Origin of the sequence: Pseudomonas poae, assembly GCA_028869255.1 — a bacterium.
Taxonomy (GTDB): Bacteria; Pseudomonadota; Gammaproteobacteria; order Pseudomonadales; family Pseudomonadaceae; genus Aquipseudomonas; species Aquipseudomonas poae_C.
In genome coordinates this window covers 3913576-3937329 of the sequence record CP110972.1, presented here as the reverse complement: position 1 = coordinate 3937329, position 23754 = coordinate 3913576, and the positions used below count along the sequence as shown (strand labels likewise).

Annotated in this window: 23 protein-coding genes and 2 pseudogenes; 11 read left to right on the top strand and 14 right to left on the bottom strand. The window is 60.6% G+C overall.

What is annotated here, in order from left to right; all coding sequences use genetic code 11:
* Window positions 1-29 precede the first annotated feature (29 nt).
* Window positions 30-728 carry a molecular chaperone gene (locus LRS56_17745; GenBank protein ID WDU60712.1) on the bottom strand — a complete coding sequence of 233 codons (699 nt, stop codon included), beginning with the start codon at window positions 726-728 and terminating at the stop codon, window positions 30-32.
* Between the two features lie 66 nt (window positions 729-794).
* Window positions 795-1367 carry a fimbrial protein gene (locus tag LRS56_17740; protein WDU60711.1) on the bottom strand — a complete coding sequence of 191 codons (573 nt, stop codon included), beginning with the start codon at window positions 1365-1367 and terminating at the stop codon, window positions 795-797.
* A 435-nt stretch (window positions 1368-1802) separates the two neighbouring features.
* Here LRS56_17740 and mqo point away from each other — a divergent pair, with 435 nt between their 5' ends.
* A complete protein-coding gene (gene mqo, locus LRS56_17735) occupies window positions 1803-3449 on the top strand; it encodes a malate dehydrogenase (quinone) (protein WDU60710.1) in 1647 nt (548 codons plus the stop codon).
* A gap of 63 nt (window positions 3450-3512) precedes the next feature.
* Here the strand turns inward: mqo and LRS56_17730 are convergent, their stop codons facing one another.
* Window positions 3513-4217 (bottom strand): NAD(P)-binding domain-containing protein, encoded by a 705-nt coding sequence (locus tag LRS56_17730; protein ID WDU65769.1) that lies wholly within the window; start codon window positions 4215-4217, stop codon window positions 3513-3515.
* A gap of 87 nt (window positions 4218-4304) precedes the next feature.
* Between LRS56_17730 and LRS56_17725 the strand changes: the two are divergent.
* Window positions 4305-5181, top strand: a pseudogene (locus LRS56_17725) (LysR family transcriptional regulator).
* Window positions 5182-5185: 4 nt separating this feature from the next.
* On the opposite strand, the gene LRS56_17720 reads toward LRS56_17725, so the two are convergent.
* Window positions 5186-6034: a LysR family transcriptional regulator gene (locus LRS56_17720; protein WDU60709.1), complete on the bottom strand. Its 849-nt coding sequence runs from the start codon at window positions 6032-6034 to the stop codon at window positions 5186-5188.
* Window positions 6035-6132: 98 nt separating this feature from the next.
* Between LRS56_17720 and LRS56_17715 the strand changes: the two genes are divergently transcribed.
* Both LRS56_17715 and LRS56_17710 read left to right on the top strand, forming a co-directional pair.
* The gene (locus LRS56_17715) at window positions 6133-7032 is read left to right on the top strand and encodes a DMT family transporter (GenBank protein ID WDU60708.1); all 900 of its coding nucleotides are present in this window, start codon (window positions 6133-6135) and stop codon (window positions 7030-7032) included.
* Between the two features lie 130 nt (window positions 7033-7162).
* Window positions 7163-7492 carry a hypothetical protein gene (locus tag LRS56_17710; protein WDU60707.1) on the top strand — a complete coding sequence of 110 codons (330 nt, stop codon included), beginning with the start codon at window positions 7163-7165 and terminating at the stop codon, window positions 7490-7492.
* 7 nt (window positions 7493-7499) lie between these two features.
* Here LRS56_17710 and LRS56_17705 read toward each other — a convergent pair whose 3' ends face one another.
* From LRS56_17705 to LRS56_17695, 3 genes are all read right to left on the bottom strand, one after another.
* Window positions 7500-7874 carry a hypothetical protein gene (locus tag LRS56_17705; GenBank protein WDU60706.1) on the bottom strand — a complete coding sequence of 125 codons (375 nt, stop codon included), beginning with the start codon at window positions 7872-7874 and terminating at the stop codon, window positions 7500-7502.
* Between the two features lie 71 nt (window positions 7875-7945).
* Entirely contained in the window at window positions 7946-8341 is a 396-nt protein-coding gene (locus LRS56_17700; GenBank protein ID WDU60705.1) for a type II toxin-antitoxin system VapC family toxin, read from the bottom strand.
* The gene (locus LRS56_17695; protein WDU60704.1) at window positions 8338-8595 is read right to left on the bottom strand and encodes an AbrB/MazE/SpoVT family DNA-binding domain-containing protein; all 258 of its coding nucleotides are present in this window, start codon (window positions 8593-8595) and stop codon (window positions 8338-8340) included. The genes LRS56_17700 and LRS56_17695 overlap by 4 nt, the downstream gene beginning before the upstream one ends.
* 155 nt (window positions 8596-8750) lie before the next feature.
* Here LRS56_17695 and LRS56_17690 point away from each other — a divergent pair.
* Window positions 8751-9142, top strand: a pseudogene (locus LRS56_17690) (RidA family protein).
* A gap of 4 nt (window positions 9143-9146) precedes the next feature.
* Here the strand turns inward: LRS56_17690 and ppnN are convergent.
* Together ppnN and LRS56_17680 are read right to left on the bottom strand one after the other, a co-directional pair.
* Window positions 9147-10520, bottom strand: a complete 1374-nt coding sequence (ppnN, locus tag LRS56_17685) for a nucleotide 5'-monophosphate nucleosidase PpnN (protein ID WDU60703.1) — start codon at window positions 10518-10520, stop codon at window positions 9147-9149.
* 147 nt (window positions 10521-10667) lie between these two features.
* On the bottom strand, window positions 10668-11492 hold the full coding sequence (locus LRS56_17680) for an aspartyl/asparaginyl beta-hydroxylase domain-containing protein (protein ID WDU60702.1): 825 nt from the start codon (window positions 11490-11492) through the stop codon (window positions 10668-10670).
* Between the two features lie 311 nt (window positions 11493-11803).
* On the opposite strand from LRS56_17680, the gene LRS56_17675 reads away from it, so the two are divergent.
* A complete protein-coding gene (locus tag LRS56_17675) occupies window positions 11804-12997 on the top strand; it encodes a trans-2-enoyl-CoA reductase family protein (protein WDU60701.1) in 1194 nt (397 codons plus the stop codon).
* A gap of 187 nt (window positions 12998-13184) precedes the next feature.
* Window positions 13185-13808, top strand: coding sequence for an HAD family phosphatase (locus LRS56_17670; protein WDU60700.1), 624 nt, complete (start codon window positions 13185-13187; stop codon window positions 13806-13808).
* On the opposite strand, the gene LRS56_17665 is transcribed toward LRS56_17670, so the two are convergent.
* Window positions 13805-14710 (bottom strand): LysR family transcriptional regulator, encoded by a 906-nt coding sequence (locus LRS56_17665; GenBank protein WDU60699.1) that lies wholly within the window; start codon window positions 14708-14710, stop codon window positions 13805-13807. The two genes, LRS56_17670 and LRS56_17665, sit on opposite strands and share 4 nt — an antisense overlap.
* A gap of 103 nt (window positions 14711-14813) precedes the next feature.
* On the opposite strand from LRS56_17665, the gene LRS56_17660 reads away from it, so the two are divergent.
* Entirely contained in the window at window positions 14814-15983 is a 1170-nt protein-coding gene (locus tag LRS56_17660; GenBank protein WDU60698.1) for an aspartate aminotransferase family protein, read from the top strand.
* A 23-nt stretch (window positions 15984-16006) separates the two neighbouring features.
* Here LRS56_17660 and punR read toward each other — a convergent pair whose 3' ends face one another.
* Window positions 16007-16921, bottom strand: a complete 915-nt coding sequence (gene punR, locus LRS56_17655) for a DNA-binding transcriptional activator PunR (GenBank protein WDU60697.1) — start codon at window positions 16919-16921, stop codon at window positions 16007-16009.
* 122 nt (window positions 16922-17043) lie between these two features.
* Here punR and punC point away from each other — a divergent pair, with 122 nt between their 5' ends.
* Window positions 17044-18234 (top strand): purine nucleoside transporter PunC, encoded by a 1191-nt coding sequence (gene punC / locus LRS56_17650; protein ID WDU60696.1) that lies wholly within the window; start codon window positions 17044-17046, stop codon window positions 18232-18234.
* Between the two features lie 125 nt (window positions 18235-18359).
* On the opposite strand, the gene LRS56_17645 is transcribed toward punC, so the two are convergent.
* Entirely contained in the window at window positions 18360-19193 is an 834-nt protein-coding gene (locus tag LRS56_17645) for a nucleoside-binding protein (GenBank protein ID WDU60695.1), read from the bottom strand.
* Window positions 19194-19351: 158 nt separating this feature from the next.
* Between LRS56_17645 and LRS56_17640 the strand changes: the two genes are divergently transcribed.
* On the top strand, window positions 19352-20854 hold the full coding sequence (locus tag LRS56_17640; protein ID WDU60694.1) for a nucleobase:cation symporter-2 family protein: 1503 nt from the start codon (window positions 19352-19354) through the stop codon (window positions 20852-20854).
* A gap of 36 nt (window positions 20855-20890) precedes the next feature.
* Here LRS56_17640 and LRS56_17635 read toward each other — a convergent pair whose 3' ends face one another.
* Window positions 20891-21823, bottom strand: coding sequence for a proline iminopeptidase-family hydrolase (locus tag LRS56_17635; protein WDU60693.1), 933 nt, complete (start codon window positions 21821-21823; stop codon window positions 20891-20893).
* A 93-nt stretch (window positions 21824-21916) separates the two neighbouring features.
* Window positions 21917-22681 (bottom strand): LuxR family transcriptional regulator, encoded by a 765-nt coding sequence (locus LRS56_17630; GenBank protein ID WDU60692.1) that lies wholly within the window; start codon window positions 22679-22681, stop codon window positions 21917-21919.
* Window positions 22682-22863: 182 nt separating this feature from the next.
* Between LRS56_17630 and LRS56_17625 the strand changes: the two genes are divergently transcribed.
* On the top strand, window positions 22864-23751 hold the full coding sequence (locus LRS56_17625; protein ID WDU60691.1) for a proline iminopeptidase-family hydrolase: 888 nt from the start codon (window positions 22864-22866) through the stop codon (window positions 23749-23751).
* Window positions 23752-23754: the final 3 nt, after the last annotated feature.

The window sequence follows — 23754 nt, the reverse complement described above, 5'->3', positions numbered from 1 at the left end:
GGCGTTCCTGGAGGGGGCGTGCGCGTTTATCAGTGAATGCGGATAACGGGGGCGTCCACGGTGCTGCCGTAGTCGTCGATGTAGCTGAGCGACACTTGATCGCCCGCCTTGGCCTGGATCGGCAGTTCGCGCTGCTCAAAGGGGCGCAGCACATCCGGTGCCTGGGTGATCGGCAGGCCGTTGAGCTTCAGTTCGCTGACCACCACGTGGAGCTTGGAGGGGTTGTTGAACGTCAATGCACCGGCCTGCGTCTTCCAGTTCACCTGCGCCACCGCGTCCTTGAGCGAGCTGTTCAGGCCGGCCGGGCGGTAGAACAGCTTGATGGTGGTCTTGAGGGCGATCTGCAACACGTTCTTGCCTTTTTGCTCATCGCTCATGGCCGGGATCGCCTTGACGTTCATCAGGAACAGGCTTTCGCGGTCCTGTGGCACCTCGGGACCGCCGGTAAAGATGATGCGCAGGATGTTTTCCTTGTTGGCATCAAGGCGGAACAGCGGCGGCGTGACGATAAAGTTATCGACGCTTTCGTCATTACCGCCGCCGAAGCGGCTGACCCAGGACTGCACCAGGTAGGGCGAGGTGTCTTCGCGATTGCTCACGGTCAGGTTGGCTTCGTTGGAAGCGCCGTCGTAGATCAGCCGCGTGGCGCCGACGGTGACGGCGGCGTGGGCTGCCGCGCTATGCCAGAGTGGCAGCAGGGCGAGCAGAAAATACAGTTTCAAACGCATGATGAGGGACCTTTGCAAGCCCGTGGGCTGGCGCACGCGCGCCAGGCCCACGGTGTTGACGAGCAATTACTTGTAGGTAACGTCGAAGCTGGCCAGTGCGTGCACCTGACCGGTGCCGATACCGGACGTGGTCTCGGCCGTTTCGCCTTCGCCGGTGGTCACGTCGGCCACGGTGCGCACGTAGGCGGCGGTGAAGTCAAAGGTGTTGGACTGTGCACGCAGGTCGTAATCGGCCGTTGGCGTGTTCAGTGGCAGCTTGTTGCCGGTACGCGAGTCGGCGATCTGGATCGCGATGCCGCGCACCTGGTTTTCCCCGGTCAGGCCCAGCAGGGTCGAATCGGTGGCGTCCTGCTGACCACTGAAGGTAATCGCAGCGTTCTTGCGGGTCGCGGTGCTGCAGTTGTCCAGGCTGATGGAGAACGCCTTGGGCTTGGCGGTGGAACCTACGGTAGGCGCGAAGTCGGCGATGCGCACCGCGTCCAGGGTCACGGATTTGTTCACGTCGCCGGTGGTGATGGTGCACGCGTTGTCGGTGACGGAGCCGGTGAATTCGATCTGCCCGTCCGCAGCCTGTGCAGTGCCAGCCAGCAGCCAGCAAGCGCCGCAAGCAAGGGTGAGTTGGCTCAGTTTGTTCAGCATTGCAATGCCTCTTTTGAGAGATGGAAGGTTGTCTGCTACCCGTTGGGTAAGCCAATCCATAGTGCAATCCTGCGATTTAGAGGCACATGAGACAGATCTTAAAAATGGCGAACTGATGGCCCGGCGACGGGTGAGTCCATATCCGACGCCGGGCGTGATATTCTGCGCGCCATCTTGGTCTAGTCTCTCTACGGCACGTACACCCGTATACGTCCCCGCGATTGGCTGTCGCCCAGGTAGCTGAAGCCAATAATGATAAGAAGTCAGCGCAGAAGGGACATAAAAGTGAGGTCGTTACGTCGGCCTTGTGTGCCCACCCTGCGGCCCTCGGATAAATCTGCACACCCCACGGTGCGTTGCCTGGCGCAACGTGATTGAGGGGTGCCGATGATCTGGGGCGGTGGGGCGGACGGCGTTTTATCATAGGTGCTACTGATGTTTAAAAAAGTAAACACTGCCCTGCTGGGGCTGGCTTTGTCGCTGGGGATCACGTCCGTTCACGCGGAAGAGGCAAAGAAAGTCGATGTGCTGCTGATCGGCGGCGGCATCATGAGTGCAACCCTGGGTGTATGGCTCAACGAGCTGCAGCCGGATTGGTCGATGGAGATGGTCGAGCGCCTGGATGGCGTGGCCGAAGAAAGCTCCAACGGCTGGAACAACGCCGGTACCGGTCACTCGGCCCTGGCTGAGCTGAACTACACCCCGGAAGACAAGAACGGCAACGTTGAGATCCCGAAAGCGGTCGAAATCAACGAAGCGTTCCAGATCTCCCGTCAGTTCTGGTCCTGGCAGGTGCAGCAGGGCGTCCTGAAGAACCCACGTTCGTTCATCAACTCCACGCCGCACATGAGCTTCGTGTGGGGTGATGACAACATCAAGTTCCTCAAAAAACGCTACGAAGCCCTGAAGGCCAGCCCGCTGTTCGCTGGCATGCAGTACTCCGAAGACCCGGCGCAGATCGCCAAGTGGGTCCCGCTGATGATGGAAGGGCGTGACCCGAACCAGAAAATCGCGGCCACCTGGAGCCCGCTGGGTACCGACATGAACTTCGGCGAGATCACCCGTCAGTTCGTCGCGCACCTGCAAACCACCCCTAAGTTCGACCTGAAACTGTCGAGCGAAGTGCAGGACATCACCAAGAACGCCGACGGTTCGTGGCGTGTGAGCTACAAAAACCTGAAAGACGGCACCAAGACTGAAACCGACGCCAAGTTCGTGTTCATCGGCGCCGGCGGCGGTGCTCTGCACCTGCTGCAGAAGTCGGGCATTCCTGAAGCCAAGGAATACGCTGGCTTCCCGGTAGGCGGCTCGTTCCTGGTGACCGATAACCCAACGGTGGCCGAACAGCACCTGGCCAAGGCCTACGGTAAGGCTTCGGTTGGCGCACCCCCGATGTCGGTTCCGCACCTGGACACCCGCGTGCTGGATGGCAAGCGCGTAATCCTGTTTGGCCCATTCGCAACCTTCTCGACCAAGTTCCTGAAAGAGGGCTCGTACCTGGACCTGCTGACCAGCACCACCACCCACAACATCTGGCCAATGACCAAAGTCGGTATTCGTGAATACCCACTGGTCGAGTACCTCGCCGGTCAACTGATGCTGTCGGACGACGACCGCTTCAAGGCGCTGCAAGAGTACTTCCCGAACGCCAAGCAATCCGACTGGCGCCTGTGGCAAGCCGGTCAGCGCGTGCAGATCATCAAGCGTGACGAAGAGCAGGGCGGCGTCCTGAAACTCGGTACCGAAGTGGTCAGCTCCGCCGACAACACCATTGCAGGCCTGTTGGGTGCATCGCCAGGCGCGTCCACCGCGGCTCCGATCATGCTGACCGTGCTGCAGAAAGTGTTCAAGGACAAGGTTGCGACCCCTGAGTGGCAGGCAAAACTGCATCAGATCGTACCGAGCTACGGCACCAAGCTGAACGACAACCCTGAGGCTGTTGCCAAGGAATGGGCCTACACCGCCAACATCCTTCAGCTGCCGACACCGCCCGTGATTCCACAGGGCGTTGCTCCAAAGGCTACCGAGGCTGCCAAGCCTGCGGCTGAGCCGAGCAAGCCGGCGTCTGATCTGGCGCTGTAAGTAACCTCCGTAAAAAGCCCGCTGAACCGGTAACGGTCAGCGGGCTTTTTTATGCCGGGGTGTTTATGCGCGGCGTTGGGTTCGCGAGACGGGAGGCAGTTCAACCGTGCGCTCGGCCGCTGCCAGCGCGGCCTTCAAGCCGGCCTGGTCCAGCGCGACGCAATAGGCGGGCTTGGCCCGTTCAAACCGCCAACTTTCATCCAGCCCACCCGCATCCACGGCATCGAAGCCCAGTTCGTCGAGCAATGTGATCACCTGCGCCTTCGCCGCTGCGTCATCCGCCGCCACCGGCAGTGCCCGGCGATCCGCTGCGCCGTGGGGGCGGGCATCCTCGGTCAGATCGGGCGCGAAGATCGCGTTGAACACTTTCACCACGTGCGCGTGCGGCAAATGTTCGGCAAGCAGCCGGCTGGTGGTGGTTTCAAAGCGGTCCAGCGCCGGGATATGCCCATCGCGCTCGGGGTAGTAATTGTTGGCGTCCATCACCGTCTTACCCTCAAGCCATTGCGCGGGCACGCTGCGGTAATGTGCCAGGGGGATAGCCACCAGCACCACATCGCCAAACTTGGCTGCGTCTGCTGCGCTGCCCACCTTGACCCCGAGAATGCCGCTTACCACGCTGCTCATGGTCTGCGGCCCGCGGGAGTTGCTTAACATCACCTCGTGCCCGGCGGCCAGCGCCAGTTGCGCCACGGCACGCCCGATAAAGCCTGCGCCTATCACACCAATCTTCATGGCCTTGCTCCTGTTGGATGGGGAAGCCGCTATGATGATTGGCAACCAATTGGCGATAAATAAGTGTTCTTGCGTGGGTGTTGTTACTGGGAGTAGAGAATCATGGACCGTTTATCCAGCATGAGTGCCTTTGTGATGGCGGCTGAGTTGGGCTCCTATGCCCGTGCCGCCGAGCGCTTGAACATGTCGGCGCAAATGGTCGCCAAACATGTCAGCGCGTTGGAGCAGCGCCTGGGCGCACGTTTGCTCAACCGCACCACGCGCAGGCAAAGCCTGACGGAGTTGGGTAATGCGTACTACGAGCGTTGCAAGCACATACTGACGGAGGCCGAGGCGGCCGACTCGCTCGCGCAGATCATGAACGACACCCCCGCGTGGCAAATTGAAAATCACCGCCCCGGTGACGTTCGGCTCCTACAGCCTGATGCCGTTGATTACCGGGTTTCTGCGGGACAACCCGGAGGTGGAAATCGACCTGCACCTGACCGATCGTTTCGTCGACCTGGTGGAGGAGGGCTATGAAGCGGCCTTTCGTATCGGCCCCCTCGCAGCCAGTGGCCTCACCGCCCGGCCGCTGGCGCCTTATCGCCTGGTGGTCTGCGCCGCGCCGGCATACCTGGCGGCACGCGGTACGCCGCAGACGCCGGCCGACCTTGAGCACCACGAATGCCTGGGCTACGCCTTCTGGTCGCGCCCGGCGGACCGTGAATGGGTGCTTTTCGAAGGGGCGACGCCACATAAGGTGCAGGTGGCCAGCCGTTTGCAGATCAACGAAAGCCGCGCCTTGATGTCGGCCGCACTGGACGGTTTTGGCATCGTCCTGGGCCCCGAAGACTTTCTGCGCACGGCGCTGGCCAAGGGCGAGCTGGTGCGGGTGCTGCCGGGTTTTGATTCGCCGAGCCGGCAGATGCACCTCGTCTACACGGCGAACCGGCAGCGCACCGCCAAGCTGCGGCGCTTTGTCGAAGCGGTGCTGGGGCGTTTTGGCCCGGCGTGAGCGCTCAAATATGGAACCCGTGTTTGACTTGCTCGTACAAGTGCAAGGCCAGCGCATTGCTGGTATCGCACAGCAGGTACAGGTGGTGAACCGGCAGCGGCGGTAACGCAAAACCTGCAATAGTTTGTGTCAGCCCTTCGCCCATGCGGCTTTCCTCGATCAACCCCACCGCCACTCCGCTGCGGATACACGCCTCGACCGCTGTAGAGTTGGGGCTTTCGAGCAATATCCGGTGATAAATCCCGTGGTCTTTCAGGGTCTGCAGCGCGGCTGCGCGATACGGGCACCCAGCGACCGGCACGGTGATGGGCAGTGCGCCATTGGCTGCGCAACTGAAGTGCTCGGCCGCGACCCACAGCGGCTGCACAGGCCCCAGGCGCTCGCCTTGTGCCAAGGGCTGTGCGGTAACGGTGATCGCCAGGTCCAGCCGATTTGCCATAAACAAATTCAGCAGCTCACCGCTGGTGCGCGCTTCGACTTCCAGTTCCAGCAGCGGGTTGTCGGCGATCAACTGCGGCAGACATTCCTGCATGAAGGCGGCGGCATAGGTGTCCGGCACGCCCAGGCGGATCTTGCCCTGCATGCGCTGGGGCATCAGTGAGATCAGCAGGCGGTCGTGGCTTTTGAGGAATTCGGTGGTTTCGCCCAGCAACTTGTTGCCATACAGCGTCAGCTCCACGCCCTGGTTGCTGCGGCTGAACAGGCGTTGGCCGACCTGGTCTTCCAGCTTCTGGATTTGCGTGGTCACGGTGGACGCGCTGCGGTGCACGTGTTCGGCAGCCTCGTTGAACCGACGAAAGCGCGCCACGGCGTGGAAGGTACGCAACAATTCGATATTCAGTTGTTTGGCCATGATTCCACTTTTTCGGACTTGTGATACAGCTTATTCAAATATACAGAATCATGCGCGGCCCTTAGCCTGACCGTCAACGTACAACGGCGGGAGGCTGCATGAAGCGATCAACCCTGGGGCGGCTGCTGTTGCAAGCTGCATTCGTCCTGTCGTGGAGCTCCGGCTATATCGGCGCCAAACTCGGGACTCAAGGGGGTGGGGCGTTCAACCTGCTGTTCTGGCGCTTCCTGTTGGTCTCGGTGTGCCTGGGGCTATTTTTGAATCTGAGCTTGCTGAAGGTTTCATGGGCCCTGATTCGCCATTACGCCGTGATCGGCTTTCTGTCGCAGTTCCTGTACCTGAGTTGCCTCTATGTCGCGATCCAGAATGGCTTGCCGCCCGGCATCGCGGCAATTATCGCGGCGCTGCAGCCCTTGATGACTGCGGCGTTGTCCACGGGAAACGCTGCCGAGCGCAGTGGCGGCTGGCAGTGGCTGGGGCTGACGATCAGCTTTGCCGGTGTGTCGATGGTGATCGCCGGGCAGTACGGCAGCGGCAGCCAAGGTGTTGGCCTGGTGATGTACCTGTTGCCCCTGGCCGCTGCGCTTGGGCTGACACTGGCAACCTTGTACGAGCGCCGCACCGTGCAGCACCAGGATGTGGGCCTGGTGTTGCCGCTGTTTATCCAGTCGGTGCTGACCTTGATCGGGTTTACCGGGGCTGTGCTCTACACCGATACCCTGAGCATTCCGAGTGACCCGGATGTGCTGATCTCGATTGTCTGGCTGACGGTGTTCTCCACGTTTATCGCCTACCTGAGCCTGTGGATGCTGCTGCGGGTGATGACCGCCACTCGCGTGGCAGCACTGGTTTACCTGGAGCCGCCGGTGACCCTTGCGTGGGCCGCACTGATGTTTGGCGACGTGATTCACCCATCCACCTATGCCGGCGTTGCCGTGGTGGTCGCGGGGCTGCTGCTGGTGCGCCTGAAGCGACCGACCGTCGCGTGCGCTTCTTGAGGGCGGAGGGTTCAGCAAGCTGACAGACATCACCTGTTAAAACTTACCCAGGCCAAGCAGGAGCATGGCTGAAACAAGGGGGGATTTTTACAGTTGCAAGTGTTGGGCGTCAGCGCCCGAGGGTCTTTGTATGTTGCTACGTTATGCAGCATTGGCGGCCATGGTCGTCGCGGCATCCGGATGTGTGCAAGAGCGCGTCGTGCATGAGCGCAGGCCGGTGCAACGTGAGTATGTGGAAGTCGTCGCGCCGCAACCGCCGCCGGTGCAGGTGATCGAAGTCGAGCCGCCCGTGCGGTATGGCTATGTCTGGTCACGTGGTTACTGGCGTTGGGAAGGCGGGCGCTACGTCGCGGTACATGGCCATTGGGAGCCGGTGCGCGAGGGCTATCGCTATGTGCACCCGCACTGGGTGCAGCACAGTGATGGTTACCACTGGCAGGCGGGTGGTTGGGTTCGTTGAACCTTGGCTAGATCGGCTTTTGGGTACCCAGCAGCCGAACCTCGCGTAACAACGCGGCACCGAGCTGATCGGTGCCCAGCTCCCGATAACCCACGGCCTTGATCTCGCCGTTCTCTTCCGCCTGGATGATGATCACCGGTGTTTCTTTGCCGCTGGTTTCGTCGACGTGCATTGCGTACTGGGGAATATCCAGCTTGATCGGCGTGCCCGCCGCCTGCCCTTTCACATTGATCAGAAACGCCGCGCAACCCGTGTCGACATCCGTACTGGTGGCGGAGCGGCCGCTGACGAAGCAGGTTTGCGGCAGGTCGGGCCAAGTGATGGCCTCGGCCAGGGTGAGGGTCGGCGTCATGGCCAGGGCTACGAGAAGAAGCGTGCGCACGTGAGTCTTTCTCTCGATCAAAGGTAAATGCGGTTTTTATCAAAGCTTGCCCGTTGCCGCAACGCGGTGGCTCACGTCAGTCGCTGCATCCCCGCCGACTTGACCGCGTTGAGATCGAAGGTCGCGGTGTATTCGCACCCGGCTGCGTGGGCGCAGCGCTCTATCAGGCAGTCGGCGAAGTCGGCTTTATTGGCAGAGAATCGCCGAAGCGCCTGCCAGATAACCTCCGCATGCTCGATGGTCAATTCACGGGTGCGCAACAGTGTTTCCAGCACCGTCACCACCTCGCTCTTGGCCGACTGGTAGCAGCTTTGTAAAACCCAGACCAGCTCCACCACGGATACCAGGCTGACAAAGCCGGGTGAAAAAGTGCTGAGCGATTCGATCAGCTCGTTGGCTTTGGGGGATTGCACGGGATCATCCTGGGTGACATAGCGCACCAGCACATTGGTATCCAGACCGATCATCCAGCCTTCGCTCCCTGTGCTGCGATGGCGCGGTTCATGTCCTCAATGGAGACAGCCTGCGCAGGCTTGCGGATCAGCCCTTTAAGGTCGTGAACGGTTTTGCTCGCGGCGATCATGGAAAACGTGCCGTCTTGCATTTCGACAAATTCAACCCGGTCCCCGGTTTCCAGGCCCAGGGCAGTCCTGACCTGAACGGGAATGGTGATTTGCCCTTTTGAGGTGAGTGTGGCGGTTGCCATAGTTAAAATCTCCATCGTGATATTCCTTACCTTAGGGTAAGGACTAGTGGAGGACAAGATCCGTTGGTCCATAGGTCGCTCATCTGGTGTGGGTTGGAGGGAACAGGTAAAAAGATAGCCCGTTTCTTCCCGTCGACACGCCGCAAAGTACCTGAAAAGAGATACTGCATATGACTGACCGCCACCTGATCATCCCGCCCGCCATGCTCCCGATTGTCGAGCGCGCGGGCTATGTGCCCGCCGTCAAGGTCGGCAAGACGCTCTACTGCGCAGGGCAAGTTGGCCGCACGCAGGCACTGGCGGTGATCGAAGACCCCGAGGCGCAATTCATTGCCGCCTGGGACAACCTGCGGGTGGTATTGGAAGAGGGGGGTGCACCTTTGAAGACGTGGTGGACATGACCACCTACCACGTGAACATGCGCCAACACATGGCGGTTTTTCGCGAGGTGAAAAACCGCCTGTTCCCACGCGGGCATTGCGCCTGGACCACGATTGGCGTGTCCGAACTGGCGCATCCCGGTTTGCTGGTGGAAATCAAATGTGTGGCAGTACAGCGCTGACTGATTACTGCACCACCCGGTAACACGGCACATACGCCGCGCCGCCCGGCAACTTCATGCGATGCTGGGCGACGAAGGCCTGCAGCAGTTCGTCCAGCGGCTTCATGATGGCCGGATCACCGTGGATTTCGTACGGGCCGTGCTGTTCGATCAGTCGTATGCCCATGTCCTTGACGTTACCCGCCACGATGCCCGAGAACGCACGGCGCAGGTTGGCTGCCAACTCATGGGGCGGCAGTGCGTGGCTCAGTTGCAGGCTGGCCATGTTCTCGTGGGTCGGGTCGAACGGGCGCTGGAAACCCTCGTCGATTTTCAGCAGCCAGTTGAAGTGGAACGCGTCGTTGCGCTCGCGGCGGAACTGCTTCACCGCCTTGAGCCCGGCGGTCATCTGGCGCGCCACTTCGGCCGGATCGTCGATGATGATCTGGTAGTGCGCCTGTGCGGCCTCGCCCAGGGTGGCGCCGACGAACGCGTGCAATTGTTGCAGGTACGGCGCGGCGTGTTTCGGCCCGGTGAGGATGACCGGGAACGGCAGGTCACGGTTGTCCGGGTGCATCAGGATGCCCAGCAGGTACAGGAACTCTTCGGCCGTACCGGCGCCGCCCGGGAAGATGATGATGCCGTGGCCGACGCGCACGAAGGCTTCCAGGCGTTTCTCGATATCCGGCAGGATCACCAGCTCGTTGACGATCGGGTTGGGTGCTTCGGCAGCGATGATGCCCGGCTCGGTCAGGCCCAGGTAGCGGCCGCCGGTAATGCGTTGCTTTGCGTGGGAAATGGTCGCGCCTTTCATCGGACCTTTCATCACGCCAGGGCCGCAACCGGTGCACACGTCGAGGCTGCGCAGGCCCAGTTCGTGGCCGACTTTCTTGGTGTATTTGTATTCTTCGGTATTGATCGAGTGCCCGCCCCAGCACACCACGATTTTCGGCTCGACGCCCGGGCGCAGCGTGCGGGCGTTGCGCAGCAGGTGGAATACGTAGTCGGTGATGCCCTGGGAGTTGCTCAGGTCGATGCGCTGGCTGTCCAGTTCGTTCTCGGTGTAGACGATGTCGCGCAGGGCGCTGAACAGCATCTCACGGGTGCTGGCGATCATTTCGCCATCAACGAAGGCGTCGGCCGGTGCGTTCAGCAACTCCAGGCGTACGCCGCGATCCTGCTGGTGGATACGCACTTCAAAGTCTTTGTAGGCGTCGAGGATGGTCTTGGCGTTGTCGATATGCGCGCCGGTGTTGAGGATCGCCAGTGCGCACTGACGAAACAGGGTGTAGATGCTGCCGGAACCGGCTTCACTCAGTTGCTGGACTTCACGTTGGGACAGCGTTTCGAGGCTGCCCTTGGGGCTGACGGAGGCATTGATGACTTGACGTTGGGGCATTCTGATTCCTTGAAAGCGCAGCCAGCGCGCCCCTTGAGGCGCAATGGCTTGAGAATGGTGGCGCCGAATTCGGTCGCACGAGACAGTTATTTACCTCAGGCGCAACGCCGAGTGCAAATACCGTCTCGCACCATCATGCCGCAGAACTTACTGAATCAGCTTCCAGTTTTTGTAGAAAACCCGACGCAGGGTAAAGACCATGCCGGCAAACCCCGCGATCACGGCGTTGAGCACCGCAGGCAGCGGGGTCGGGCGTACGATGTCGATAAACAGGCAGTAGCGTTTCGCATCGTTTTTATTGAAGGAGGCGTGCATCAGCGTGTCATCGAAAATAAACAGCGGGTCGTCGTGCCAGTAGTGCTTGTGCTTGCCCACCTGAATGTACACACCCTCGTGATGGGGCGCCGGGGCCATGTTGTAGAGCACGCGGAACATCATGCGCAGCGGGCCGAAGTGGAACGAGGTCGAACGGTTTTCATTGAACACCGACACGCCGATGGTCTTCACGAACGGCAGTTTTTCCCGCAGTTTCGGAATGTCCAGCGTGGTCTCGATCGGCCGTCCATACCATTGGAAAAACAGCATGCCGCGCTTCTTCTCGGCCATGCGTTCGTCCAGGTAACCGATGATTTCATCCTTATGGGCCATGGCATCCTTGATCACCTGTTGCAGGTCTGCACGCCAGGCGGGTGGCAGGTCGTGCAGCGTATAAACGTGACGATTACGCGAGCTCAGCAGGTCGAACACGGTGTTGAATGGTGCCAGCAGCCAAGTGTTGCGGCCGCTGCCGATGAAGTATTTCTTGATCGTGGGCGCGTCATACAGGCCGTTGCGCAGGAAATCGTAAATGCCGCAGACCAGCACCAGGCCCAGGAACACCAGTGTGGTTTCGGGGAACACATCGATAATCAGCAGTACGCCGAATACCCAGGCGACCGAAATCGCTTTTTTACGCAAGCCAGACTTGTTCATGACACTCAGCTCCAACAGGACGCCATTCGACAGGTCCGGGTCCTTGGCTGCGAGTGGTGGGGGTTTTGAAACATATTGAAACAACTACGCCATGATAAGGCGTTCAGCGGCGGATGGGCGTTTTAAATAGTGCGAAATTGTGAAGGCTTTACACCGTTTTTAACCCTTGCCACGCTGGTGTGGATTGGATTTTGTAAACGGAAGATTTGCGTCTATCGTGACGCTTCGGTTTTTCAGACGTCATAGACCGGTACGATTGAAGTTGAATGGCCACCATTGGCCTTCGGCACCTTGGAAGAGGCAGAATTTTTATGATCATCAAACCGCGGGTTCGTGGCTTTATCTGTGTGACCGCTCACCCTGTTGGCTGTGAAGCGAACGTCAAGGAACAGATTGACTACGTGACTCAACACGGCGCCATCGAAGGCGGCCCAAAGAAGGTGCTGGTCCTCGGCGCTTCCACTGGCTACGGCCTGGCCGCGCGCATCAGTGCTGCGTTTGGCTGCGGCGCCGACACCCTGGGCGTGTTTTTTGAGAAAGAAGGCGAAGAAGGCAAGTTGAGCTCCGCCGGTTGGTACAACAGCGCCGCGTTCGAGAAGTTTGCCGTCGAAAAAGGCCTGTACGCCAAGAGCATCAACGGCGACGCGTTCTCCGACGAGATCAAGCGCCTGACTATCGAAACCATCAAGAAAGACCTGGGCAAGATCGACCTGGTGGTCTACAGCCTGGCCGCGCCACGCCGTACCGACCCGCAAGGCGTGGTGCATACCTCCACCCTCAAGCCGATCGGCAAGGCCGTGACCCTGCGCGGTATCAACACCGACAAGGGCGTTGTAGTCGACACCACCCTTGAGCCCGCAACCCAGGAAGAAATCGACGGCACCGTGAAAGTCATGGGTGGCGAAGACTGGCAGCTGTGGATCGACGCCCTGCGTGACGCCGACGTACTGGCCGAAGGCGCCAAGACCACCGCGTTCACCTACCTCGGCGAGAAACTGACCCAGGATATCTACTGGAACGGCTCCATCGGCGAAGCCAAGAAAGACCTGGACAAAAAAGTCCTGACCCTGCGCGACAACCTCGCTGCGCTGAAGGGCGACGCCCGTGTGTCGGTGCTCAAGGCTGTGGTCACCCAGGCCAGCTCGGCGATCCCGATCATGCCGCTGTACCTGTCGCTGCTGTTCAAAGTGATGAAAGAGCAGGGCACCCACGAAGGTTGCATCGAGCAGGTCTACGGCCTGTTCAAGGACAGCCTGTATGGCACAGAGCCCAAGCTTGACGCCGACGGCCGCCTGCGTGCCGACCTGGCCGAGCTGGAGCCGAAGGTCCAGGACGCCGTGGCGGCCCTGTGGAACCAGGTCACCGACGACAACGTCAACGAGATCAGCGATTTCGCCGGCTACAAGGCTGAATTCCTGCGCTTGTTCGGCTTTGAAATCGACGGCGTGGACTACGACGCTGACGTGAACCCGACTGTGAAGATCAATGGTTTAGTCCAAGCCTAAACACGGTCAAAAAATGTGGGAGCGGGCTTGCCCGCGAATACGGAGTGTCAGGCACCCAATGTGTTGGCTGACCCACCGCTTTCGCGGGCAAGCCCGCTCCCACAGTTGTTTTGCGTGACTCCGGCTCCCACTCTACCCGCCTATCTGCCAGACTCTTCGCGTTCAAACCACGCTAACGGAGGATCTGATGACGATTCGTGCTGTAGTTTTTGATTTCGGCGGTGTGCTGTTCGATTGGAACCCCCAGCACCTGTACCGCAAGCTGATTGCCGACGATCACGAGCGGCAGTGGTTCCTCGATAACATCTGCACCCAGGCCTGGAACACCGAGCAGGACGCCGGACGTGCCCTGGCCGATGGCACGCGCAGCCTGATCGCCGAATACCCGCATCACGAAGCCTTGATTCAGGCCTATTACGACCGTTGGCACGAAATGCTGCGCGGCCCGCTGCCCGAAGGCGTGGCGATTCTGGAGGCGCTGCATCGGGCCGAGATGCCACTGTTCGGGCTCACCAACTGGTCCGCCGAAACCTTTCCCTACGCACGCGCCAATTACCCGTTCCTCCAGTGTTTGCGCGACATCGTGGTGTCCGGCGAGCTGAAGCTGATCAAGCCGGATGCGGCGATCTACCACGCCAGCCTGGCTCAGGTACGCGCCCACCTGCCGGATATCCAGCCGGCGCAAGTGGTGTTTATCGACGATGTTGTCGGCAATATCGAAGCCGCTGCTGCCCTTGGCTGGCAAGGCATTCACCATGTATCGGCCGAGCGCACTGCTGCACGCTTGCGCGAGTTGGGTGTGAGCTTTTAGCGCGCCCATTTTTCCATGGCGAAATTCACGAATGCGCGCAGTTTGGGCAAGCGGTAGCGATCCTGCCTGTAGAGCAGATGCATGGGGCGGCTGGGCAGTTGATAGGTGGTTAACAAGGCCACCAGTTTGCCGCTCTCCAGGTCCGGTTGCACCAGAGCATCGGCCAGCATGATGATGCCCATGCCGTTTACGGCCGCCTGGCGCAAGCCTTGCGAGCTATTGATGGTCAATGAACCGGACACCGGAACCTCTACCTCGCCTTCATCGCCGGTCATGCGCCAGAGTTTGTCGGTGTCACGCCAGTTGTCGGTCGCAGGGTAAGCGAACGCCAGGCAGTCGTGATGCTGCAGGTCATCGGGCGTTTGCGGAGTGCCACGTCGTGCCAGGTAGGCAGGTGATGCGCAGAGGGTGAGGGTGTAGGCCTGCATGGGCCTGGCGATCAGGTTGGAGGTTTCCAGTTCGCCGAGCCGGATCGCCACGTCGAACCCGCTGTCGACCAGGTCCACTCGCTCATTGCTCAGCTCTACGTACAGGTTGATCTGCGGGTAACGCTGGGAAAATTCGCTCAGGGCGGGTGTCAGGCGTTCGGTGCCGAATACCGGTGGGGCGGTGATGCGCAGGGTACCCCTGGGCACGTCGCTGTGGGCTTGTTCGGCGAGTTGCTCGGAGTCGGCCACCAGCCCCAGCACTTCCAGGCAGCGCTGGTAATACTGCCCGCCGAACTCGGTGAGGCTTTGCTTGCGCGTGGTGCGCTTGAGCAGGCTGACGCCCAATCGTTGCTCCAGGGCGCGCAAGTGATTGCCGACCATGGTGGTCGACATCCCACAGGCCTGGGCGGCGGCGGTCATGCTGCCGGTCTCCACTACCTTTACGTACACCGACATCGCCTGGAATAAGTCCATTATCAAGCTCTGATTTAAAGTCATTGCAGTAAAGCGAAGTTTATCCAGCTTGAGTGGCTAACGATACTGCAGCCATCATAACGATGCACTGGAGCCCGCCACCATGACCGCCGCCTGCCTGATGACCACTTACCAACCCCTGGCCTTGAGTTTTACCCGTGGCCTGGGCACGCGCCTGTGGGACCAGCAGGGCCGCGAATACCTGGACGCGGTGGCCGGTGTGGCGGTGACCAATGTCGGGCATTCCCACCCCCGGTTGGTGACCGCCATCAGCGAGCAGGCCGGCTTGCTATTGCACACCTCCAACCTCTACAGCATCGACTGGCAACAGCGCCTGGCCCAGCGCCTGACACAGTTATCCGGCCTGGACCGCGCCTTTTTCAACAACTCTGGCGCCGAGGCCAACGAGACGGCGCTGAAGCTGGCGCGGTTGCACGGCTGGAAAAAAGGCGTTGAGCAGCCGTTGGTGGTGGTGATGGAAAATGCCTTTCATGGCCGCACGCTGGGCACCATGGCAGCCAGCGATGGCCCTTCGGTGCGGTTGGGGTTCCAGCGCTTGCCGGGGGATTTTCTCAAGGTCGGTTTTGGCGATCTGGCGGCACTGGAGGCGATTACCGTGCAATTCGGCCCGCGGATCGCCGCGGTGTTGCTGGAGCCGATCCAGGGCGAAAGTGGCGTGCTGCCCGCACCGGCCGGTTATTTGAAGGCCCTGCGCGAGCACTGCACCCGCCACGGCTGGCTGATGATGCTCGACGAGATCCAGACCGGCATCGGCCGCACCGGCGCCTGGTTTGCCTTCCAGCATGAAGGCATCGTGCCGGACGTGATGACCCTGGCCAAAGGCCTCGGCAATGGCGTGCCCATCGGCGCCTGCCTAGCCCGGGCCGCCGTGGCCCAGCTGTTTACCCCCGGCAGCCACGGCAGCACCTTTGGCGGCAACCCGCTGGCGTGCCGGGTGGGCTGCACCGTGCTGGAGATTATCGAAGAGCAAGGTTTGCTGCACAACGCTGCCGTTCAGGGCGAGCGTTTGCTGGCGCGGTTGCGGGTCGAGTTGAGCGAGCACCCGCAGGTGCTGGCGATTCGCGGGCGGGGCTTGATGATCGGTATCGAGTTGGCCCGCCCGTACCGCGACCTGGCGCAGCGTGCTGCCCAGGAGCATGGACTGTTGATCAATGTCACGCGGGGCAAGGTCATTCGCCTGCTGCCGCCGCTGACGCTGGATCCCAAGGAAGTCGAGATGATCGTCAGGGCCATCACCCGGCTACTGGATTGAAACCCGATCAACATGTGGGGTTTTCAGCGATCGGGGCCATTCAGCCACTCCTGATTCAGGGTTGGCGTATCCCCCAGATACTCCAGCAACCATGCCATCGCCGGGGACAGTTTGTTCTGCGCCCACGCCACGCATGACGGGCTGGCGGGGAAGGGGCGCGACAGTTGCAACGCCACCAGCTCGCCGCGCTCGATCCACGGCAGCACCTGATGCGCCGGTGCCATGCCGACGCACAGGCCATCACGCAAGCAGTCGATGGCCGAGGCCCAGTTGGGCACTACCAGCCGGCGCTGGTTATCCAGGGTCCAGGTGTCACGCTTGGGCAGGTTGCGTGAGGTGTCGGTCATGCACAGCGAGGCGAAGGGGCGCAGTTGGTCATCACTGAGCAAGCCGTCCACACTCGCCAACGGGTGCCGTGCACTGACCACGCACAGCCAGTTCAACAGGCCCATATCGCGAAAGGTGAAGTGGCTGGCGACCGGCACCGCGCTGGTGGCGCCGATCACGATATCGGTGCGTTCATCCGCCAGGGCATCCCACACGCCGTTATACACCTCGTACTCCAGCAACAATTCCACCTCGGGAAACTGCCGATAGAAATCCAGCACCAACTGCCGGCAGCGCTGGGGTTTGACGATGGAGTCCACCGCCACCTTCAACTGGCCGCTCCAGCCATTGGCCACCTGCTGGCACAAGCGCCGTGTGCCGAGCATTTTTTTCATCACGCCACGGGCTTCGTCGATAAACAGGCGCCCGGCCGGGGTCAACTCCACATCGCGGTGGCGCCGCACGAACAGCGGCACAGCCAGCCACTCTTCCAGCTGACGCACCGTATAGCTGATGGCCGACGGCACGCGGTGCAATTCCTGGGCGGCGGCGCTGAAGCTGCCGTGGCGCGCTACCGCATCGACCACATCCAAGGAGTATTCGGACCACATGACGGTTGCCTTCAAAATATTTGATCAGAGTGTCCAATTATTATCGCTTCACACCAAATCTGTCAGCTTCATAATGGGCGCCAGTCAGCAAATAGTTTGATGGCAGGATCTACAAGGCTTCAATGAAAAATTCTTTTGGTTTTACCTGGTATCTGGCAGGGCTGAGCATGCTCGGTTATCTCGCCATGGACATGTACTTGCCGGCGTTCGGCGCCATGGGCGAGCAGTTGCAGATTGGCGCAGGCGCGGTGGGCGCCAGCTTGAGTATTTTTCTCGCAGGTTTTGCCGTGGGGCAGTTGCTGTGGGGGCCGTTGTCCGATCGCCTGGGGCGCAAGCCGATCCTGCTCGCGGGCCTTAGCCTGTTCGTGCTCGGCTGCGCCGGGATGTTCTGGGTCGAGACCGCGCCGCAGTTGCTGGCCTTGCGCTTTATGCAAGCGATTGGCGTGTGTTCCGCCGCCGTGAGCTGGCAGGCGCTGGTGATCGACCGTTACCCGGCCGACAAGGCACATCGTGTATTCGCCAGCATCATGCCATTGATGTCGCTCTCGCCCGCGTTGGCGCCGTTGTTGGGGGCGATGGTGCTGAACCATTTCGGCTGGCAGGCGATTTTCGGTGTATTGCTGGGAGTATCGCTGGTGTTGCTGTTGCCGACCTTGTTCCTGCGCAAGCTGCCGAAACGTCCGGCAGGGGAGGACGAACCTTCGCGCCTTGGTTATGGGCAGTTGCTCACCTCGCGAGTGTTCACCGGCAATGTGATGATCTTCGCCGCGTGCTCGGCCAGTTTCTTCGCCTGGCTCACCGCCTCGCCGTTCATCCTGGGCGATATGGGCTACAGCCCGAATGACATCGGCCTGAGCTACGTGCTGCCGACCCTGGCGTTTCTGGTGGGCGGCTACAGCTGCCGCAGCGCCTTGCAGCATTTTCAGGGCAAGACCTTGCTGCCCTGGTTGCTGCTGGCCTATTGCGTGAGCATGGTGGCGTTGTACCTGGTGGCGACCTTGACCGTGCCGACCCTCACCACCTTGTTGATTCCGTTCTGCCTGATGGCCCTGGTCAATGGCGCCAGCTACCCGATTGTGGTGGCGAATGCGTTGATGCCGTTTGCAGAAAATTCCGGCAAGGCGGCGGCGCTGCAAAACACCCTGCAACTGGGCCTGTGCTTTCTCAGCAGCCTGTTGGTGTCGTCGATGCTCGAGCAGCCGCTGCTGATTACCGTGATCGTGATGCTGGCGACCGCGCCGTTGGCGGTGTTGGGTTACTGGCTGGCGCGGCCGAAGGCTGACCGTAGCGAACTGGCAACGAATCTGAAGTGACAGTCCGGTCAAAAATGTGGGAGCTGGCTTGCCTGCGATAGCATCGCTTCGGTGTAGCTGATACACCGAGTTGCCTGCATCGCAGGCAAGCCAGCTCCCACAGTTGGATTGGGTTTCTTCAGGGGTTAAAAGGTTATTTCCATGTTCACCGTCGGGGTTGATGTACGGGTACCCCGGCCCCCGTCCACGCCGAATTTGTTATGCCAGTACTCGTAACCCACCCCGAGATACAGGTTTGGCTTCACGCTTTTACCCGGCCGCACCGCCACCATCAGCGCGGTGCGCATCAGCGCTTCCGGTGCGGTGTCACGGCCATGGTAGTCCTCGCCCTTTTCCCCGACGTAATTGATAAAACCCTGGAATTTCGCCGCATGGTTGGCGATCTCGAACGAGCGCATCCACGTCAGGTTAAGCAGGTAGGTGTCGTCAAAGGTGTGGTTCGACTCCTGCGCACCCGGGATACCGGTGTGGTTGCGTTCCTTGTAGTACATAAGGCTCAGGTCCAGCACACCGACGGTGTTGAATTTCAGCGTCGGGCCGATCACCAGGGCGCGCTTTTTCGCCGACGCAACGTTGTTGTTGCGGTTGGCGTCGAAGCCCAGGGTCAGCGCGTAATCCTTGATCAGGCCGGTGCCCAGCGGCATATCGAACACGCGTGAGGCGTACAGCTGGTGCCGATACACCGCGTATACCTCACTGCCGCCGTGGTCGGTGCCCTTGCGCGGGTCGCGGCTGTCGGAGAGGAACACATCGAGGTTCAGAAAATTGCTGCCGTACCGGTAACCGCTGGCGTGGGTGAAGCTGTAGATGCGCTTGCTGAATTCATCGGGGTTGTTGGGGTTGGTGAACTGCTGCCCGTAACGAAACCCTACGCTGTTGTTCATCCATTCCACCGCGACAGCCTCCCCGCCGCCGAGCAGGGTGAGGGCGACGGTGGCTCCCTGTAATACTTTTTTCATTTTTATAGGTCCTTTGGCGTCCTGGCTCATTGCGGCCGGATTATTTTTGTAACGCCAGCGGAGGGTATCTTGTTCGATTGATTGTATACAACTCTATGGACATCCAGTCCAAACATTGCATACAGTGTTCGCACAACAAAAACAGAGAACCCCTCACCATGACTATCCCGAAGGCGTCACCGCAGCGGCCAGAAGATGAGAATCTCGGCGTCGCCGCCAACATGGCTTACGGCCTGCAGCATGTGCTCACCATGTACGGCGGCATCGTCGCGGTACCGTTGATCGTCGGCCAGGCGGCCGGGTTGTCGCCTGCGGATATCGGCTTGCTGATCGCCGCGTCGCTGTTTGCCGGTGGCCTCGCCACGCTGCTGCAAACCCTTGGCCTGCCGTTTTTCGGCTGCCAATTGCCGCTGGTGCAGGGCGTGTCGTTTGCCGGTGTGGCAACCATGGTGGCGATTGTCGGCAGCGACGGCGCCGGCGGGTTGCCGGCGATTCTGGGAGCGGTGATGGCCGCGTCGCTGATCGGGCTGCTGATCACCCCGGTATTTTCGCGGATCACCAAGTTCTTCCCACCGTTGGTCACCGGCATCGTGATTACCACCATCGGCCTGACCTTGATGCCCGTAGCGGCGCGCTGGGCCATGGGTGGCAACAGCCGTGCGGCAGATTTTGGCAGCATGCCCAATATCGGCCTGGCGGCGCTGACTCTGGCGCTGGTGCTGCTATTGAGCAAAATCGGCAGCGCCACCATCTCGCGCTTGTCGATCCTGCTGGCGATGGTGATCGGCACGGTAATCGCGGTGTTGCTGGGCATGGCGGACTTCTCCGGCGTGACTCAGGGGCCGATGTTCGGTTTCCCCACGCCCTTTCATTTCGGCATGCCGACCTTTCAGGTGGCGGCGATCATTTCCATGTGCATCGTGGTGATGGTGACCCTGGTTGAAACCTCGGCGGATATCCTGGCGGTGGGTGAGATCATCGACACCAAGGTCGACTCCAAACGCCTGGGCAACGGCCTGCGCGCCGATATGCTGTCGAGCATGTTTGCGCCGATTTTCGGTTCGTTCACCCAGAGTGCGTTCGCCCAGAACGTCGGCCTGGTGGCGGTTACCGGCGTGAAGAGCCGCTTTGTAGTGGCGACGGGCGGGGTGATCCTGGTGGTTCTCGGCCTGCTGCCGTTTATGGGGCGGGTGATTGCGGCGGTGCCGACCTCGGTGCTGGGCGGGGCCGGGATCGTGCTGTTCGGCACGGTGGCCGCCAGCGGTATTCGCACCCTGTCCAAGGTGGATTATCGCAACAACATGAACCTGATCATCGTCGCCACCAGCATCGGTTTCGGCATGATCCCGATTGCTGCGCCAAGCTTCTACGATCACTTCCCCAGCTGGTTCGCGACCATTTTCCACTCGGGTATCAGTTCGTCGGCGATCATGGCGATCCTGCTGAACCTGGCGTTCAACCATTTCACGGCGGGTAATTCGGACCAGCAGTCGGTATTTGTGGCGGGGACCGAGCGCAGCTTGTGCTTTCGCGATGTGTCGGAACTGCGTGACGGGGATTATTTCAGCGGCGGCAAGTTGTTTGATGCTGAGGGGCGGGAGATTCCGTTGGTGGCGGATACGCCGAAGAGAACACCCAAGCCTGAGACGACTGAGGTCTGAAAATGTGGGAGCCGGCAAGCCAGCTCCCACATTGATTCAGCCGGCTTTGAGTTCTTTGTAAGGCACCGAACACACCTCATCCAGGAACTTCACCACTGTCCCCATGCACGCCTGGCGTTCTTCCACATGGGGCATGTGGCTGGAGTCTTCAAACAGCGCCCAGCGTACATCGGCGATTTCATCCAGAAACGGCTTGACCACCAGCGGCGTCGCCTCGTCATGTCGGCCGGAGATCACCAGGGTCGGCACATTGATTGCCGACAGGCGGCCAGTCGACTTCCAGTCCTTCAAGCTGCCGATCACATGGAACTCGGTCGGGCCACTCATGGCGTGGTACACCGTCGGGTCTGAGTCGACTTGGGCGAAGGTCCGCGCCACTTCTTCCGGCCACGGGTTTACCCGGCATACGTGGTGGTCATAGAACACCCGCGAGGCGGCGAGGTATTCCGGGTCCTGGTAGGTGCCGGCGGCTTCATGCTTGAGCAGGGTTTCATGCACGCCTTCGGGCAGTAATTTGCGCAGGCGGTTGGCTTCGCTGACCCAGGTGCGCATGCACGTCGGCGAGTTGGCCGGGATGAAGGCGCGCAGGCCCTTGGGCTGCAGGATCGCGTGTTCACTGCCGAGCATGCCGCCCCAGGACTGGCCGAGGATCGCGTAGTTATCGCTGATCTGCAGGTGGTCCAGCAGGTTGTTCAGTTCGGCCAGAAACAGCTCGACCGTCCAGAAGGACGGGTCTTTGTCCGGCAAGTGGGTGGAGCGGCCGTTGCCCAGTTGGTCATAGTGGATCACGGCGTGGCCACTGGCGGCGACGTCTTTGAAAGCGTCTACATAGTCGTGGGTGCAGCCGGGGCCGCCGTGAATAACCACCAGGGGTGTGCGGCCGCTGCAGAGGTCACCGGTGACGCGGTACCAGGTCTGGTGGGCGCCAAACGCCGCATACCCTTCGCGGATTTTTTCGATGAATTCCATTTCGTACCCTGCTCTGAAAAAAGGATCAGGGGAACACGATAATGCGTGGGCGAAATTTAAGTAACTAGCAAAACAGCTAGGTTTTTGCCCAGGTCAGTCTTCGAGCAGGCGGTAATGGGTGGCGCGCACCACGGCCTGTACCCGGTTTTTAGCGCCCAGTTTGTGCATCGCCGAGGCCAGGTGCAGGGTGACCACCGCCAGCGAGCGGCTGAGTTGGGTGGCGATTTCGGCGGCGGTCAGGCCCTCGGCGGCCCACTTGAGGCACTCGCGTTCGCGTTTGGTCAGGTGAATGTGCGGGTAGGTGCGTAGCTCCTTGCTGAACAGCGGGTAGGCCGCTTCCTGCAAGGCATGGGTAATCAGGCTGAAATCCGACAAGGTCTGCTGCGCATCCTGCAGCACGCTACGTGCTTTACCAGTACGCAGGCCGGTCAGCGAAGCGAAACCACCACGGGGCAGGTGGATCGGCACGCTGACGCCGCAGGTCAGTTGCTGGTCGTGCAGGTAGGACGAAACAGGCGCGTGGCAGGGGTCGATGATCTTTTGCAAGGCAGTGTCGGCCTTGGCTTCGTACGACCACACAAACGGCGAAACCGTGCGCAGGGCCAGGTGCTGCACCGGGTCTATCTGGTAGAACCCTTTGCTGCACCACAAGGCATGCCAGTCGGCCGGAGTATTGCGCAGCTCCAGCACAGAGGGGGTGATCAGTGCACCATCCTGGTCGATCGGCACCGGCGTGTAGTCATACACCAATGCATCGAAGCCCAACTGCTGGGCGAGGATGAAAGTGTTGTCCATCTGCTCATCCAGGCTCCTGCCCGGCATCAGACGGTGATTTAAGGCAGTCAGCTTGGCCAGCATCCGTTCTGCTCCCGAATTCATTTGAATCTCGACTTGCTGCAAGTAGAATGCCACGCCCCGGCGAAGGACTGCCAGGCCAAACCTATAAGAAATGCTAGGTTATGGACGCACGGCATCCTAGGTAGTGTTGGCCGATACACGGCCGCTACCTGCCAGGCCGACACAACACAAGGAATGTATGCATGTGGCGTGAAATTACCCCCGACCAGCAGTACAACGTGCAAGTCGACGGCCATAACCTCGTGGTCTACAGCTTTGGCGACGGCGATGAGGTGCTGCTGTGCCTCAATGGCGGCCCCGGGCTGCCTTGTGACTACTTGCGCGACGCTCATGGCTGGCTCAAGGACCATAACCTGCGAGTGGTTGCATTCGACCAGCTTGGTACCGGCGCATCTGCCAGACCAACCGACGTTTCCTTGTGGGAAATCGGCCGTTATGTCGAAGAAGTTGAAACCGTGCGCCAAACCCTGGGCCTGGGCCGCGTGCATTTGCTCGGGCATTCCTGGGGCGGCTGGCTTGGGATCGAATACGCGATTCACTATCCCGATGCCCTTAAAAGCCTGATCCTCGAGAACACTGTCGGCGATATCCCGCACCTGTCCCAGGAGCTCGAACGCCTGCGCGGCGCGCTGGGCAGCGAAACCGTGGCCATGATGCAGCGCCACGAAGCCATGGGCACCCTGGACCACCCGCAATATCAGGCGGCCATCACTTTGCTCAACTATCGCCACGTGTGCCGTCTGGACGAATGGCCCGAGCCGGTCAAACGCTCCCTGGGCGACTGGAACATGGGCCCCTACGAAACCATGCAGGGCCCCAACGAGTTCCTCTACGTCGGCAACCTCAAGGATTGGAACCGTATCAAGGAGATGGGCGCGTTCCAGATGCCGATCCTGATCACCACCGGCCAGCACGACGAACTCACCCCGGCCTGCGCGATGCGCATGAAGATGGCGGCCCGCCACGCCGAACTGCATGTATTCCCCAACAGCAGCCATATGCCTTTCTACGAGGAACCCCAGGCGTATTTTCCGGTGCTGCTGGATTTCCTCGCTCGCCACCGAGGCTGACGG

Coding starts and splice junctions, on each gene's coding strand:
- LRS56_17745 (WDU60712.1), bottom strand. CDS start 728: ATGCGTTTGAAACTGTATTTTCTGCTCGCCCTGCTGCCACTCTGGCAT.
- LRS56_17740 (WDU60711.1), bottom strand. CDS start 1,367: ATGCTGAACAAACTGAGCCAACTCACCCTTGCTTGCGGCGCTTGCTGG.
- mqo (WDU60710.1), top strand. CDS start 1,803: ATGTTTAAAAAAGTAAACACTGCCCTGCTGGGGCTGGCTTTGTCGCTG.
- LRS56_17720 (WDU60709.1), bottom strand. CDS start 6,034: ATGGCCAAACAACTGAATATCGAATTGTTGCGTACCTTCCACGCCGTG.
- LRS56_17715 (WDU60708.1), top strand. CDS start 6,133: ATGAAGCGATCAACCCTGGGGCGGCTGCTGTTGCAAGCTGCATTCGTC.
- LRS56_17710 (WDU60707.1), top strand. CDS start 7,163: ATGTTGCTACGTTATGCAGCATTGGCGGCCATGGTCGTCGCGGCATCC.
- LRS56_17700 (WDU60705.1), bottom strand. CDS start 8,341: ATGATCGGTCTGGATACCAATGTGCTGGTGCGCTATGTCACCCAGGAT.
- LRS56_17695 (WDU60704.1), bottom strand. CDS start 8,595: ATGGAGATTTTAACTATGGCAACCGCCACACTCACCTCAAAAGGGCAA.
- ppnN (WDU60703.1), bottom strand. CDS start 10,520: ATGCCCCAACGTCAAGTCATCAATGCCTCCGTCAGCCCCAAGGGCAGC.
- LRS56_17680 (WDU60702.1), bottom strand. CDS start 11,492: ATGAACAAGTCTGGCTTGCGTAAAAAAGCGATTTCGGTCGCCTGGGTA.
- LRS56_17675 (WDU60701.1), top strand. CDS start 11,804: ATGATCATCAAACCGCGGGTTCGTGGCTTTATCTGTGTGACCGCTCAC.
- LRS56_17670 (WDU60700.1), top strand. CDS start 13,185: ATGACGATTCGTGCTGTAGTTTTTGATTTCGGCGGTGTGCTGTTCGAT.
- LRS56_17665 (WDU60699.1), bottom strand. CDS start 14,710: ATGGACTTATTCCAGGCGATGTCGGTGTACGTAAAGGTAGTGGAGACC.
- LRS56_17660 (WDU60698.1), top strand. CDS start 14,814: ATGACCGCCGCCTGCCTGATGACCACTTACCAACCCCTGGCCTTGAGT.
- punR (WDU60697.1), bottom strand. CDS start 16,921: ATGTGGTCCGAATACTCCTTGGATGTGGTCGATGCGGTAGCGCGCCAC.
- punC (WDU60696.1), top strand. CDS start 17,044: ATGAAAAATTCTTTTGGTTTTACCTGGTATCTGGCAGGGCTGAGCATG.
- LRS56_17645 (WDU60695.1), bottom strand. CDS start 19,193: ATGAAAAAAGTATTACAGGGAGCCACCGTCGCCCTCACCCTGCTCGGC.
- LRS56_17640 (WDU60694.1), top strand. CDS start 19,352: ATGACTATCCCGAAGGCGTCACCGCAGCGGCCAGAAGATGAGAATCTC.
- LRS56_17635 (WDU60693.1), bottom strand. CDS start 21,823: ATGGAATTCATCGAAAAAATCCGCGAAGGGTATGCGGCGTTTGGCGCC.
- LRS56_17630 (WDU60692.1), bottom strand. CDS start 22,681: ATGCTGGCCAAGCTGACTGCCTTAAATCACCGTCTGATGCCGGGCAGG.
- LRS56_17625 (WDU60691.1), top strand. CDS start 22,864: ATGTGGCGTGAAATTACCCCCGACCAGCAGTACAACGTGCAAGTCGAC.